Raw genomic sequence first — 13,479 nt, 5'->3', positions numbered from 1 at the left:
GGCCCGTGACGGCATGCCCCCGGTGCGCGCTGCCGCTGGCGGGGCCGGTAGCGGTGGAACTCTGGCAGGTCGACGGGGCGCTGGCGGGGCTCAGGGCGCGCGAGGCGGAACTGAACGCGCGCCGGGAGCACCTGCTCTCCCTCCTGCGCGCCGACCGCGCCCGGTTCCAGGGGCAGGCGGAACGGCCCGCGCCGGGGGTCGCCCCCCAGGGTGTCGATCCGGGTCCCGCGGGGGCCTTCGCCGGCGACTCGGCTTCTCCGGGCCGCCAGGAGGGGGCCGGCGCGGGGCCGACGGGGGATGCGGGGACAGGCGCCGGTGCGGGGGTGGCGGGAGCCGGCGGGCCCGCGGGGCCGGTCGCGGGCGGCCGGGCGCAGGGTGCGGGTGCCGGCGGTGGTGCGGGCGGCGGCGCGGGTGGCTGGGTGCCGGGGGGTACGGGTGCCGGCGGTCCCGGGCAGGCGGCGCGGCCGGAGGTGTCGAAGCGGACGGCGCAGAACGTGCTGCTCATCCTCGGCGGCCTCATGCTGGCCGTGGCGGCGATCGTGTTCACGGTCGTCAGCTGGGGCCACCTCGGCATCGGCGGCAGGGCGGCCATCCTCGCGGGCCTGACCGGGGTGACGCTGGCCGTACCGGCGCTGCTGCTCAGGCGCGGGCTCAACGCGACCGCGGAGACCATCGGCGTGCTCGGGCTGGCGCTGATGCTGCTCGACGGGTACGCGGCGCGCAGGGTCGGCCTGGTCGGCGGCCTGGACGGGTGGGACTACACCGCGGCCACGCTCGCGGTGGTGGCCGCGGCGGCGGCCGGCTACAGCAGGGTGTTGCCGCTCAAGGTGCCGATGCCGCTGGCGGTGGTGCTGCTGCAGGCGCCGCTGCCGCTGCTGTCGATCGGCCACGGCGGCGGCTGGACGAGCGGGGCGCTGGCCGCCACGGTCGCCCTCGACGCCGCCATCTGGACGTCGGCGGCGCGCGGCCGGGCGGCACGCGTCACGGCCACGGTGTGCCTGGCCGTCATGGGGACGGTCACGTTGATGTGGGCCGGGCTCGCGTCGTTCGCCACCCACGGGCCGTGGCATGCGGCCGGGCTGGTGGTACTGGCGGCGGTCGGCGCGTACGTCGCGTTCCGGTCGGACGAGGCGGTCGGCAGGGGCGTCGCGGCCGTCGGGTCGGCGACGGCGTTCGTCGTGGCGGCGGGCGCGTTGCTGATCGAGCCGCTGCCGTCGGCCTGGCGGGTGGTGCCGTACACGGTGGCCGCGCTGGCGGTGGCGACGGCGGCCAGGTGGCTTCCGGTACGGCTGCGCGCGCCTTACGCCTATGCCGGGGTGGGCCTCGCGCTGGTGAGCGCGGTGCCGGTCGTGCCGCAGGCGCTGCTGGCCCTGCTGCAGGCGCCGGTGATGGGGGACGAGTCCTTCCGTCTGGGGACACTCGTCATGGTGCGGTCGGCGCCCGTCGTGTTCGTCCTGCTGGCGGCGGTGCCGCTGATCGTGGGCCGGGCGCGGTGGATGGCGCCGGTCTCGGTGGTGGCGGCGGTGCTGGTGGCGCCGGTGGCGTACGGGCTGCCGTACACGGCGGTGGTGGCCGTCCAGCTGGTCGTGGCGGTGGGGTGCACGCTCGCCGCGGCGCTCCTGGGGACGGAACGGGCAGCCGCGCAGGGAACGGAACTGGCAGCCGCAGGCACGGAGGGAACGGGACGGCCAGCCGCGGGCACGGAGGGGACGGAACGGGCAGCCGCGGGCACGGAGGGAACGGAACGGGCAGCCGCGCGCGCGGAGGGCTCCGGCGGGGTGCCGGTGGCCGGTGGTTCTCGGGCGCGGATGGCGGGGATCGTCGGGGGTGCTGCGCCGTGGGCGTGGACGGCGGGGGTTTCCGGCGGGCTCGCGGTGTTGTGGTCGCTGAACGAGCGGGCCGTGGCCTACGTGGTGCTGGGGGTGCTGCTGGTGGCGTGGGGCGCGCTGTACCGGCGGCCCGCGGCGCTGGTGGGGGCGTCGTTCGCGGGCACGGGGCTGGTGTGGCTGGCGCTGGACGGCCTGGGCGTGGTTCCCAGGGACGCGGCGGCGACGGGGCTCGCGGTGGGCGCGGCGCTGGCCTTGCTCGGCTGGTACGGCACGCGAGGCGCGCCACCGGTGCTGGGATCGGCACCGTCGCAGTCGTCGGCGGCGTCGCCGCCTCAGGGGCCGGTCGCTCTCGCGGGCGCCGGGACGCAGGGGGGTGACTCCGGGGGAGCACTGGGATCGGGTCCTCTGGGCGAGGGCGCCGATCGTCCCGGGCCGGGGCAGGTCGGCGGCAGTCCCGGGGTGACGCCGGGCGACGGTCACCCGGGGCCGGTGGGGCCTGGCGGTGGGCCGGGAGTGATGCCGGGTGCCGGTCACCCGGGGCCGGTGGGGCCTGGCGGTGGGCCGGGGGTCATGCCGGGTGCCGGTCATCCGGGGCCGGTGGGGCCCGGTGGCGGCACGGGGGTGTTGCCGGGTGGCGGTCGTCCTGGGGTGCTGGGGGGCGGTGGTGCTTCTGCGGGCGGGACGCTGCTGGGGGGCGCCGGGCGGGACGGTTCGTGGGCGGCGTTCACCGGGCGGGTGACGGCGGTTCTGATGGCGGTCGCGGCCGTGCTGATCGTCGGGGACGTGCTGGTCGGGACGCTGGGGGCGTACCTGCCGGTGGTGGACGCGTGGAGTGGCGCGCCGGCCTTCGCAGGGGGCAGGCCGCTGGCGCTGGTCGCGGTCGGCGTGGCGGGGGCGGTGGCGGCGCTGGCGACCCGGCCGGCGTTCGGGGTGCCGGCGGGCGCCGTCGCACTGGCGGTGGTACCGGTGACGGTGCGCGTGCCGTACCCGGTGGTGCTGGTCCTGCTGGTGCTGGGGGCCGCGGCTGCCGCGGCGGTGGCGGCCCGCGGGCCGGGGCACGCGGTGGTCAGGCGGGGGAGCGCGGGGGCCGCGCTGTGGCTCGGGTCGCTGGCGCTCGGCTGGGCGCTGGCGGTGCAGGCGGCGACGCTTGCGGTGCTGCCCGCGCTGGCGGCCGTCGCGGCGCTCACCGGACTGCTGTGGACGGACGTCCGAGGTCCCGGCGGCGTCGCGGGCGGAACGGGGCGGGCGCGGTTCGGCTGGACGGTGCTGTCCGGGGCGCTCGTCGCGGGCGAGGTGGTCGCGGTGGCGGCCGCGTTCGAGGTGCGGGTGGTGGAGGCCTACACGCTGCCGTTCGCGGTGCTGCTGCTGGTCGCCGGCTGGTGGGGGGCGCGCGGCAGGGCGCTGTCCTCGTGGCCGGTGTACGGGCCGGGCCTGGCGCTGGCGTTCGGGCCGAGCCTGGTGCAGGCGGCCACCCCGCTCAGGGCGTTGCTCCTGGGTACGGCGGCGCTGGCCGTGACGCTGGCGGGCGCCAGGTGGCGGCTGCAGGCGCCGACCGTCATGGGCGCGCTCACGGTGGCCGTGGTGGCGGTGCGGGAGCTGGCGCCGTGGATCGCCGATCTGTTCGGCGTGGTGCCGCGGTGGGTGCCGATGGCGCTCGGCGGCCTGCTGCTCGTGGTGGTGGGCGCCACCTACGAGGCGCGCAAGCGGGACGTGCGCAGGCTCAGGGACGCTGTCGCAAGGTTGCGGTGAACGCCTCGCCGCGCAGGGCCCGCTCGACGACGCTGATCGAGCGGGCCAGCCGGACCAGGCGCGGCCCCTCCGCGCGGTAGACGTCGAGCACCGCCTCGACGGCGTGCGGCGGCAGCCGGTCCTTGAGGTCGACGGCCGCGCTCCGGTAGCCGGCCCTGGCCGCCGCGATGGCCGAGTCGACGTGGTGGCCGGCCATCCTGGCCAGGGCGATCGGGTGGCGGCGGAGCACCTCGTAGCCGCGGTAGTCGGGCGGTACGGCGTCGAGCAGCCAGGCCACGGCCGAGGTCTCCCAGTCGGGGACGCTGGGCGGGCGGACCTCGGGCGGCCACTCCGGTGGGACGTACATGAGACTCATCGTACTCATGTTCGACTGTGCGACCGTGGAGGGGCGACGGTCAGCTCGCACGTGCCGTTCTCGCAGGAACGCCGCAACCGGCCTCTGGAGATGGTCTGCGCGAGTCCGATCGCCCAGCAGGTCGGGCAGCCGCGCAGGGCGAGCAGCCCGACCGGCGCGAGCAGGAGGGCGGCGAGGCCGAACGTGGGAACGAGCGCGAGCGACCCGATCAGCGCGCCGAACCCCACCACCCCGCGGAGCAGGTGCCGGGGCACCGACGCGCTCGCGAAGCTTCGATCGTCAGTGGTCATCATCGCCTCCGATGGCGGTGTCGAGGGTGCCGTGCAGTGTGTCGTGAACCGCGGCGCGGGCGCGGTGCAGCCGGGACTTCATGGCGGCGGTGCTGAGGCCGAGCGCGTCGGCGACCATCCGCCCGCTGTGGCCCTGGACGTCTCGCATGATCAGCACCCGGCGCTGGTCGTCGGGCAGCGCGGCGATCGCCGCCGCGACCCTTTCGGCCTCCAGGCGGCCCAGGACCTCGTCCTCGGCCGACGGCAGGGCCGTGCCGGCCGATGACGGGGTGTCCTCGGCCGGCGGGAACTGCCGCAGCATCAGCCGCGCCTGGCGCAGGCACTCGTTGCGGACGATGCGGAACATCCACGAGGCCAGCGCTCCGGAGGCGCGCAGCATCCCGATCTTCCGGTACAGGATGATCAGCGCCTCCTGCGCGGCGTCCTCGGCGTCCTCGGGCGAGGCGCACAGGGCATGCGCGAATCGCCGTACGTGCGGGTGGGAGCCGGAGACCAGCGCGGTGATCGACTCGACGTCTCCACGCTGGGCGGCGGCGATCAGCACGTCGTCGGGCCAGGCACGGTCAGCCACGCGAGCGGCTCCTTCGGCGCAGCACGACGACGGAGCACGTGCAGACGAGAACGGCCGCGGCGATGACGGCACCAACGATCATGACAACCTCCGGATCCGGGTCCGGCGCGGTGGCCGGACATCTATGAGAGGCGTTTCGGTCGCGAAAGGATTCACCGTCGCCGTCCGGCACTTGAGACGGCAAACATCCAAGCGCTAGCTTCCAGAGCATGCGCGTGTTGGTGACGGGTGCGTCGGGCTTCATCGGTTCCCACGCGGTCGTCGCGTTGCGCGAGGCGGGCCATGAATGCCTTCTTCTGGTGAGAAATCCGGAAAAGGTGAAGAAGGTGGTCAAGGTACCCGGTGTCCTCTACCAGGCGGACATCACGGACGCGGAAGCCGTACGGAAGGCACTGGCACAGTGTGACGCGGTCCTGCACGCCGCCGCGGACATCGGCGTGACCGGGCACGAGGTCGACCTGCACGGCGCGAACGTCCGCGGGCTGAAGAACGTGCTCGCCCAGGCCGTGGAGCTCGGGCTGGACCCGATCGTGCACCTGTCCACCGTCGCGGTGTTCGTGCCGCCCAGCCACCCCGTCATCACCGTGGACAGCCCGCTGGCCAGGCCGCGCAACGCCTACGGCATGACCAAGCTGTACGGCGAGCGCTACGCCAGGGATCTCGACGGCGTGACCATCGTCTACCCCGGCGGCGTCGTCGGCCCCGGCCAGCCCACGCTCGACGCGCTCAACGAGGGCATCAGGGCCGGGCTCAGGCAGGGCTGGCCGATCGTGCCCGGCGGGGTGAACGTGCTCGACGTGCGCGACCTGGCCGTCGCGCTCGCCCGGTGCTTCACCCCCGGCAAGGGCGCCCGCCGCTACCTGTTAGGCGGACATTTCCTGACCTGGGGGCAGATGGCGACGCTCTGCGAGGACGTCACGGGACGGCGGGTGCGGCGCTTCAGGATCCCCGGCGCGCTGCTGCGAGCCACGGGCTCCACGCTCGACGCGCTGAAACGCGTCGTGCCCCTCGACCACCCGCTGACCCGCGACGCCGCCGACATCATGCTGACGCTCGTCCCCACCGACGACGTCCCGACGCTGCGCGAGCTGGGGGTCTCGCTGCGACCCGTGGAGAACACCGTGGCGGACACGGTGAGATGGCTCATCGCTGAAGGACACTTGACCATATGACAGAGCGGATCGGCGTCATCGGAGCGGGCATCGTCGGCTTGGCCGTCGCCCGGGAGCTCGCGCGCACCAGAGGCGCCGAGGTGATCGTCCTGGAGGGGGAGAACCGGGTCGCGGCCCACCAGACCGGCCACAACAGCGGGGTCGTCCACGCCGGCATCTACTACCAGCCGGGTTCGCTCAAGGCCACCCTGTGCCGGGAGGGCATGGCGCTGCTGCGGGAGTACTGCGCCGAGCACGGCCTGCCGTACGAGGAGGTGGGCAAGCTCGTGGTCGCCTCCACGGCGGCCGAGCGGCCCGCGCTGCGCGCGCTCGCCGAGCGGGCCAGGGCCAACGGCGTCCCCGGCATCGCCGAGCTCGACGCGCTGGCCCTGCGCGAGGTCGAGCCGCACGCGGTGGGCGTCGCCGCCGTCCACTCGCCGCACACCGCGATCGCCGACTTCCCGGCCGTCGCCCGCCGGCTCGCCCGCGACGTGGCCGAGCTGGGCGGCTCGCTACGGCTGGCCCACCCGGTCAGGGCGATCCGTGAGACCGCGAGCGCGGTGGAGGTCCTGGCCGGTCGCCGGAAGTTCGCCTTCGACCGGCTCGTGGCGTGCGCCGGGCTCGGCACCGACGCCGTCGCCAGGATGGCGGGACAGCCGGGCGAGGTGCGGATCGTGCCGTTCAAGGGCGAGTACTACGCGCTGGCCGGGTCGGCCAAGGACCTGGTGCGCGGCCTGATCTACCCGGTGCCCGACCCCCGCTACCCGTTCCTCGGCGTCCACCTGACCCGGCGCATCGACGGCGAGGTGCTGGTCGGGCCAAACGCCGTGCTCGGCGACGTGCGCGCGCTGCTGACCTGGGAGGGCACCCGCAGGCTCGCGCGCCGCCACTGGCGCACCGGCCTGCGGGAGCTGTACGGCTCGGCGGTCAAGGGCGCGTTCGTCCGCGCCGCCAGGCGTTACGTCCCGGCTATCACCGCCGCCGACCTCGCGCCCACCGAAGGAGGCGTGCGCGCCCAGGCCGTCTCCCGCGACGGCGGCATGGTCGACGACTTCGTGGTCGACCTGCACGGCCGGATCGCGCTGGTGCGCAACGCGCCCTCTCCCGCCGCCACGTCCAGCCTGGCGATAGCCAGGCATATCGCGGGGATTGTCCCAGCACTCGCCCGTTAAGGGCATTCTTAGATGTGATGGCCACTATGGACGCCGTGGAAGCACGCCTGCTGATCGTCGAGGACGAGCCGAACATCCTCGAGCTACTCGCCGCGAGCCTGAGGTTCGCGGGTTTCGACGTGTCCACCGCGAAGAACGGGCTCGACGCGGTCACCGCCGTGCAGCGGCACCGGCCCGACCTCGTGGTGCTCGACGTGATGCTCCCCGACCTGGACGGGTTCGAGGTCGTGCGGCGGCTGCGCAGCAGCGGGCAGGGCACGCCGGTGGTGTTCCTCACCGCTCGGGACGAGACGGAGGACAAGATCCGCGGGCTCACGATCGGCGGCGACGACTACGTCACCAAGCCGTTCAGCCTGGAGGAGGTGGTGGCCAGGATCCGGGCGGTGCTCCGCCGTACCGCGGGAGACCCGCAGGCGCCGCCGCCCCGGCTGACGTTCGCCGACATCGAGCTCGACGAGGAGAGCCACGAGGTGTGGCGCGGCGGCCGGCCGGTGTCGCTGTCGCCGACGGAGTTCAAGCTCCTGCGCTATTTCATGGCCAACGCGGGCAGGGTGCTGTCCAAGCCGCAGATCCTCGACCACGTCTGGGACTACGACTTCAGGGGCGAGGTGGGCATCGTCGAGTCGTACGTGTCGGTGCTCCGCCGCAAGATCGACAACAGGGAGCCGCGGCTCATCCACACCCTGCGCGGTGTCGGCTACGTGCTGCGCAGCCCTCCCGAGACATGACCCTCAGGATCAAGCTGATCGCAGCGACGCTCGCGTTGCTGGCCTTCGGGCTCACGTTCATCGGCGTGCTGAGCGTCTCGGTCCTGCACACCTACCTGATCGACAGGGTGGACACGCAGATCTCGGTGGTGGCCGCCAGGGCGCTCATGCGGGTGCAGCACCGGGGCGCCCCGGCGCTGAAGAACCTGGTGCTGGAGCCCGACGTGATCGTCAAGGCGGGCGGCCCGTGGGTCAGCGGCCTCGACGCAGACCACCGGCAGCTGCCCGTCGTGCCGGTGCCGCCGCCGGCCGTGCCGACGACCGTGCCCGCCGTCTCCGGCGACGGCGAGTGGCGGGTGCAGGAGGTGCGCGGCCCGGACAACGCCGTCGTGCTGATCGCCATGGACCTGGACGAGGTCACGCAGATCACCCGCAGGCTGGCGCTCATCGAGCTGCTCGGCGGCGGCGGCATCATGCTGATCCTGACCGTCGTGGGCATCACGAGCGTGCGCAAGAGCATGCGCCCGCTGGCCCAGATCGAGCGTACGGCGGAGGCCATCGCCGGCGGCGAGCTCGGCAGGCGGGTGCCCGACGGCAACCCGCGCACCGAGGTCGGACGGCTCGCCCGCGCGCTCAACGGCATGCTCGCCCAGATCGAGGCGGCCTTCGCGGCGCGGACGGCGTCGGAGAACGCCGCCAGCAGGTCGGAGGAGCGGATGCGCCGCTTCGTCGCCGACGCCGCCCACGAGCTGCGCACACCGCTGACCACGATCCGCGGCTTCGCCGAGTACGCCAGGCAGAACCCCGAGGCCGATCCCGCCGAGATGCTGGCCAGGGTCGAGCGCGCGGCGGGCCGGATGAGCCTGCTGGTCGACGACCTGCTGCTGCTGGCCAGGGTGGACCAGCAGCGTCCGCTGCAGATGCGGCCCGTCGACATGCTGGCGCTGGCCGCCGACGCCGTCCACGACGCCCGCATCCTGGCCCCCGAACGCGGCATCTCGCTGGAGGTCGTGGGCGGGGCCGCCCTCATCGTCTCCGGCGACGAGGTACGGCTGCGCCAGGTCGTCGGCAACCTCATGTCCAACGCGCTCACCCACACCCCCGCCGACACGCCCGTCACCATCAGGGTCGGCGCCGCCGGCGCCACGGTGTTCCTGGAAGTGGTGGACAAGGGGCCCGGCCTCACGCCCGAGCAGGCCGAACGGGTCTTCGAGCGCTTCTACCGGGCCGACTCCGCGCGCGCCCGCCGGTCGGAGGACGACAGGGGCAGCGGCCTCGGCCTGGCCATCGTCGCGGCGCTGGTTGAGGCGCACGGCGGCAGCGTGGTCGTGCACAGCGTGCCCGGCGAGGGCGCGACGTTCAGGGTCGAACTCCCACTCGCTCCTGAGTAACCCTTCAGCTTTTCCTCAGGCTGCTGCGGCACGCTGGCGGGGTGAACACACCTGAGGCGTTGATCCTGGTGGTGGACGACGAGCCGAGCATTCGCGACCTGCTCTCCGCCAGCCTGCGCTTCTCCGGCTTCGAGGTGCTGACCGCCGCCGACGGCCTGGAGGCCGTGGAGATCGCCGAGCGGGCCAGGCCCGACCTCGTGGTGCTCGACGTGATGCTGCCCGACCTCGACGGGTTCGAGGTGGCCAGGCGGCTGGAGGCGCCCGTGCTGTTCCTGACCGCGCGCGACGCGGTCGACGACAAGCTGACCGGGCTCGGGCTCGGCTCCGACTACGTGACCAAGCCGTTCAGCTTGGAGGAGGTGCTGGCCAGGGTGCAGGCGGTGCTGCGCCGTACCAGGGGGGAGGTGGGCGGCGCCCGGCTGCAGGTGGCCGATCTGGTGCTGGACGAGACCGAGCGCGAGGTGTGGCGCGGCGGGCGGCAGGTGCACCTGTCGCCGACCGAGTACAAGCTGCTGCACTACTTCATGGCCAACGCGGGCAGGGTGCTGTCCAAGGCGCAGATCCTCGACCACGTGTGGAACTACGACTTCGGCGGTGACGCGGGCGTGGTCGAGTCGTACGTGTCGTACCTGCGGCGCAAGGTCGACGACGTGGAGCCGCGCCTCATCCACACGCTGCGGAGCGTCGGATACGTGCTCAGGGAGCCGCCGGCCGAGTCCTGAGCCGGACCAATGCCACGAATCCGTCGTGGCGGTCCCGACGAGCTCGGCTCCACTGGCTAGCGTGGGGGCATGGACCTCCTCGAGGCGTTGCGTTCGCTGCGGGGCCTGCTCGACCGCGAGCTGTTCCCGCTGGACATCGGGGACGTGGCGGCCGACAGGCGAGCGCTGCGCGAGCTGAAGGGACAGCTGGACGACTACCTGTTGCCCAGGCTGGCCGCGATCGACGCGCCGCTGCTGGCCGTCGTGGGCGGCTCGACCGGTGCCGGCAAGTCGACGCTGGTCAACTCGCTCGTCGGGGCCGACGTGTCCGAGCCGGGCGTGCTGCGGCCCACCACGCTGGCGCCGACGCTGGTGGCAAGCCCGGCCGACACGCCCTGGTTCATGTCCTTGGCGGTCCTGCCCGGACTGCCGCGCGTGACAGGAGCCTCCGGCGACCCGGGCACGCTGCGGGTGGTGAGCGCGCCCGCGCTGCCGCAGGGTCTCGCGCTGCTCGACGCGCCCGACATCGACTCGGTGGTGACCGCGAACAGGGAGCTGGCGGCGCAACTGCTCGCGGCGGCCGACCTGTGGCTGTTCGTCACCACCGCCGCCCGTTACGCCGACGAGGTTCCGTGGAGCTTCCTGCGCTCGGCGCGCGAGCGGAGCACCGCGCTCGCGATCATCCTCGACCGGGTGCCGCCCGACGCGGTCGGGCCCGTCTCCGCCGACCTGGCCCGCCTGCTGGAGGTCAACGGCCTCGCGGGCACGCCGCTGTTCACCGTCCAGGAGGCGGTGCTGCTGACGGAGAGGGGGCGGCTGCACCCCGACGCCGTGCGCCCGATCAACGACTGGCTGGCGCGACTGGCCGCCTCCTCGGCCGCGCGGGCCCGGGTGGTGCGCCAGACGCTCGCGGGAGCGCTGGACAGCCTGGGGAGCAGGGTCCCAGCGCTGGCGGTGGCCGTCGCCAGGCAGCGTAAGGGCGCCGAACGGCTGGCCGACATCGTCGCGGCGGCCTACTCGGGCGGGATGGCCGACTTCGACGAGGGCATGCGGGACGGCTCGCTGCTGCGCGGCGAGGTGATGGCGCGATGGCAGGACTTCATCGGCACCGGCGACCTCATGCGCTCGCTCGAGTCGCGCATCGGCTGGCTGCGCGACCGGCTGTCGGCGGTGCTCACCGGACGGCAGGCGCCGCAGGCCAGGCTGCGGGTGGCGCTGGAGAGCGGCGTCGCCGCGCTGATCAGGGGTGCGGCGGACGCGGCGGCCGAGCGGGCCCTCGACGGCTGGACGGCGGCGCCCGGCGGCAAGGACCTGCTGGAGAAGGCGGGGGCGCTCGCCGCGGCCAGGCTGGGCCGCGCCTCGTCCGGGATCGACTACGACGACGTGGTGCGCGGCTGGCAGGGTTACGTGCTCGACCTGGTCAGGGAGGAGGGCGCGGCCAAGCGCACCAGCGCGCGGGCGGCCTCCTTCGGCGTCAACGGGGCGGGGCTGCTGCTGATGCTCGCGGTCTTCGCCTCCACGGGCGGGCTGACGGGGGTGGAGATCGGCATCGCGGGCGGCACGTCGGTGCTGTCGCAGAAGGTCCTGGAGGCGATCTTCGGGGACCAGGCGGTACGGACGCTGACGGCCAAGGCGCGGGAGGACCTGCGGTCCAGGGTGCAGGCGCTGCTCGACGCGGAGGCGGCCAGGTTCACGTCGTTGCTGGAGGAGGTGTCGGTGCCGGAGGGCATGGCGGGCGAACTGCTGGCGGCGGCTCACGCTGTCCGCGACCACCGAGCCGAACTCCCGGCGGCCCCGACCAACGGACTCCCGGCGGTCGAGGCGCCGGAGCTCGCGAGCGGACAGGCCGATCCGGAGCTGGCGGACGGGCTGGTCGATCCGGTCGAGGTGCGGGAGGACCCGGCGGGCGAGGACGGGCGGCGGCCGGCGCGGGGCGGGGAGGGCGCGTGAAGCTGTCGCGGCGCGAGGAGATCCCCTCGCTGGACGACCGGTTGACCGGCCTGCTGAAGGCGGCGGAGCTCGCGGAGGGCAGGCTTCCCGACGAGCCGGTCACGGCGGCGCGGGAGGTGGCCGAGCGGGCAGGCGCACGGCGCGAGCTCTCGGTCGACCACACGGTGGTCGCGCTCGCGGGCGCGACGGGCAGCGGCAAGTCGTCGCTGTTCAACGCGCTGGCGGGCGGCGAGCTGGCCACGGTGGGCGTCACCAGGCCCACCACCTCGACCGCCCAGGCGGCGCTGTGGGACGGCACGGGAGCAGGACCGCTGCTCGACTGGCTCCAGGTGCCGCACCGCCACGAGGTGACCGGCGACCCTCAGGGGCTGGTCCTGCTCGACCTGCCCGACCACGACTCCATCGAGCTGACCCACCGGCTGGAGGTGGACCGGCTGGTCGAGCTGGTCGACCTGCTGGTGTGGGTGGTCGATCCGCAGAAGTACGCCGACGCCGCCCTCCACGACCGCTACCTGCGCCCGCTGGCCGAGCACGGCGAGGTGATGGTGGTCGTGCTCAACCAGATCGACAGGCTGCCGCCGGGCGCGGCCGAACGCTGCGCGGCCGACCTGCGCCGCCTGCTCGACGAGGACGGCCTGCGCGGCGTGCCCGTGATGGGCGCCTCGGCGCGGACCGGCGCCGGGCTGGCCGAGCTGCGCGCCCTGCTGGAGGAGCGCGTCGCCGAACGGACGTCGTGGGCGGCCCGCCTGGCGGCGGACGTGTCCACCGCCGCGGGACGCCTCGCCGCCGCCGGCGCGGCGGACCACTCCGGCCCCGCCGTCCCGCGGGAGGGGCGGCTCACGACGGCGCTCGCCGAGGCGGCGGGCGTGCCGCTGGTGGTGGAGGCGGTCGCCAGGGCCCACACGCACCGCGCGGTGGCCGCGACCGGCTGGCCGGTGACCAGGTGGATGCGCAGGTTCAGGCCCGACCCGCTGCGCAGGCTGGGGCTGGGGAGCGGCGCGAAGGGCGAGCTGGTGGGCAGGACCTCGCTGCCCGAGGCGTCGGCCGTGCAGAGGGCCCGCATGGAGACCGCCATCAGGGACGTCGGCGAGGCGGCCGCGCGCGAGCTGCCCCCGCCGTGGGCCGTGGCCGTACGGCACGCGGCCCGCTCGCGCGAAGGCGAGCTGGCGGCGGCGCTCGACAAGGTGGTGGCGGCCGCCTCGTTCGGTGTGACGCGCAGCCCCCGCTGGTGGGCGGCCGTCGGCGGGCTGCAGTGGCTGGTGTTCGCGGCGACGGTGCTCGGCGCGGTGTGGCTCGGCGTGCTGTTCCTGCTGACCTATCTGCGGCTGCCCGAGCCGCCCCTGCCGACGGTCGGCGAGGTGCCGTGGCCGACCGTCCTGCTGATCGGCGGGGCGATCGCCGGCCTGCTGATCGCGCTGCTCTCCCGGCTGGCCGCACGGCTGGGCGGCCGGCGCAGGGCCAGGCGGGTCGCGAGGGCGCTGCGGTCGGCTGTGGCGGAGGTGGGCGAGGAGCTGGTGCTGGAGCCGGTGAAGGAGGAGCTGGACAGGTACGTCCGCTTCACCGAGGCGCTGGGCGTGGCCAGGTCCTGAGACCGGCCGTGCCCCGGCGCCGCC

12 protein-coding genes are annotated in these 13,479 nt (G+C 74.7%); 8 read left to right on the top strand and 4 right to left on the bottom strand.

Translation table 11 applies throughout. The features are described from left to right. The first annotated feature begins 5 nt into the window (after window positions 1-5). A complete protein-coding gene (locus ACWDLG_RS11305) occupies window positions 6-3,578 on the top strand; it encodes an SCO7613 C-terminal domain-containing membrane protein (RefSeq protein WP_449918506.1) in 3,573 nt (1,190 codons plus the stop codon). On the opposite strand, the gene ACWDLG_RS11300 is transcribed toward ACWDLG_RS11305, so the two are convergent. The 4 genes from ACWDLG_RS11300 to ACWDLG_RS11285 are packed head-to-tail and all read right to left on the bottom strand — an operon-like array spanning window position 3,550 to window position 5,128. Further along, window positions 3,550-3,924 carry a hypothetical protein gene (locus ACWDLG_RS11300; RefSeq protein WP_449918503.1) on the bottom strand — a complete coding sequence of 125 codons (375 nt, stop codon included), beginning with the start codon at window positions 3,922-3,924 and terminating at the stop codon, window positions 3,550-3,552. The genes ACWDLG_RS11305 and ACWDLG_RS11300 overlap by 29 nt on opposite strands. Before the next feature lie 14 nt (window positions 3,925-3,938). Beyond that, entirely contained in the window at window positions 3,939-4,226 is a 288-nt protein-coding gene (locus ACWDLG_RS11295; protein WP_449918502.1) for a hypothetical protein, read from the bottom strand. Further along, window positions 4,213-4,794, bottom strand: a complete 582-nt coding sequence (locus ACWDLG_RS11290; protein WP_449918500.1) for an RNA polymerase sigma factor — start codon at window positions 4,792-4,794, stop codon at window positions 4,213-4,215. The genes ACWDLG_RS11295 and ACWDLG_RS11290 overlap by 14 nt, the downstream gene beginning before the upstream one ends. After that, window positions 4,787-5,128: a hypothetical protein gene (locus tag ACWDLG_RS11285; protein ID WP_449918671.1), complete on the bottom strand. Its 342-nt coding sequence runs from the start codon at window positions 5,126-5,128 to the stop codon at window positions 4,787-4,789. The genes ACWDLG_RS11290 and ACWDLG_RS11285 overlap by 8 nt, the downstream gene beginning before the upstream one ends. Between ACWDLG_RS11285 and ACWDLG_RS11280 the strand changes: the two genes are divergently transcribed. From ACWDLG_RS11280 to ACWDLG_RS11250, 7 genes are all read left to right on the top strand, one after another. Then, on the top strand, window positions 5,010-5,966 hold the full coding sequence (locus tag ACWDLG_RS11280) for an NAD-dependent epimerase/dehydratase family protein (protein WP_449918659.1): 957 nt from the start codon (window positions 5,010-5,012) through the stop codon (window positions 5,964-5,966). The genes ACWDLG_RS11285 and ACWDLG_RS11280 overlap by 119 nt on opposite strands. Continuing rightward, complete coding sequence (gene lhgO, locus ACWDLG_RS11275; RefSeq protein WP_449918498.1) at window positions 5,963-7,117, top strand: L-2-hydroxyglutarate oxidase; 1,155 nt, start codon at window positions 5,963-5,965, stop codon at window positions 7,115-7,117. The genes ACWDLG_RS11280 and lhgO overlap by 4 nt, the downstream gene beginning before the upstream one ends. Before the next feature lie 26 nt (window positions 7,118-7,143). After that, entirely contained in the window at window positions 7,144-7,845 is a 702-nt protein-coding gene (locus ACWDLG_RS11270; RefSeq protein WP_354914324.1) for a response regulator transcription factor, read from the top strand. Continuing rightward, window positions 7,842-9,215, top strand: coding sequence for a sensor histidine kinase (locus ACWDLG_RS11265; protein WP_449918496.1), 1,374 nt, complete (start codon window positions 7,842-7,844; stop codon window positions 9,213-9,215). The genes ACWDLG_RS11270 and ACWDLG_RS11265 overlap by 4 nt, the downstream gene beginning before the upstream one ends. A gap of 41 nt (window positions 9,216-9,256) precedes the next feature. Next, window positions 9,257-9,937, top strand: coding sequence for a response regulator transcription factor (locus ACWDLG_RS11260; protein WP_449918493.1), 681 nt, complete (start codon window positions 9,257-9,259; stop codon window positions 9,935-9,937). Window positions 9,938-10,006: 69 nt separating this feature from the next. Next, window positions 10,007-11,866: an ABC transporter gene (locus ACWDLG_RS11255; protein ID WP_449918490.1), complete on the top strand. Its 1,860-nt coding sequence runs from the start codon at window positions 10,007-10,009 to the stop codon at window positions 11,864-11,866. Next, the gene (locus ACWDLG_RS11250) at window positions 11,863-13,455 is read left to right on the top strand and encodes a GTPase family protein (RefSeq protein WP_449918489.1); all 1,593 of its coding nucleotides are present in this window, start codon (window positions 11,863-11,865) and stop codon (window positions 13,453-13,455) included. Before ACWDLG_RS11255 ends, ACWDLG_RS11250 begins: the two co-directional genes overlap by 4 nt. Window positions 13,456-13,479: the final 24 nt, after the last annotated feature.

The organism is Nonomuraea sp. NPDC003727 (genome assembly GCF_053586935.1).
This window is presented reverse-complemented; position numbering and strand designations above follow the sequence as displayed.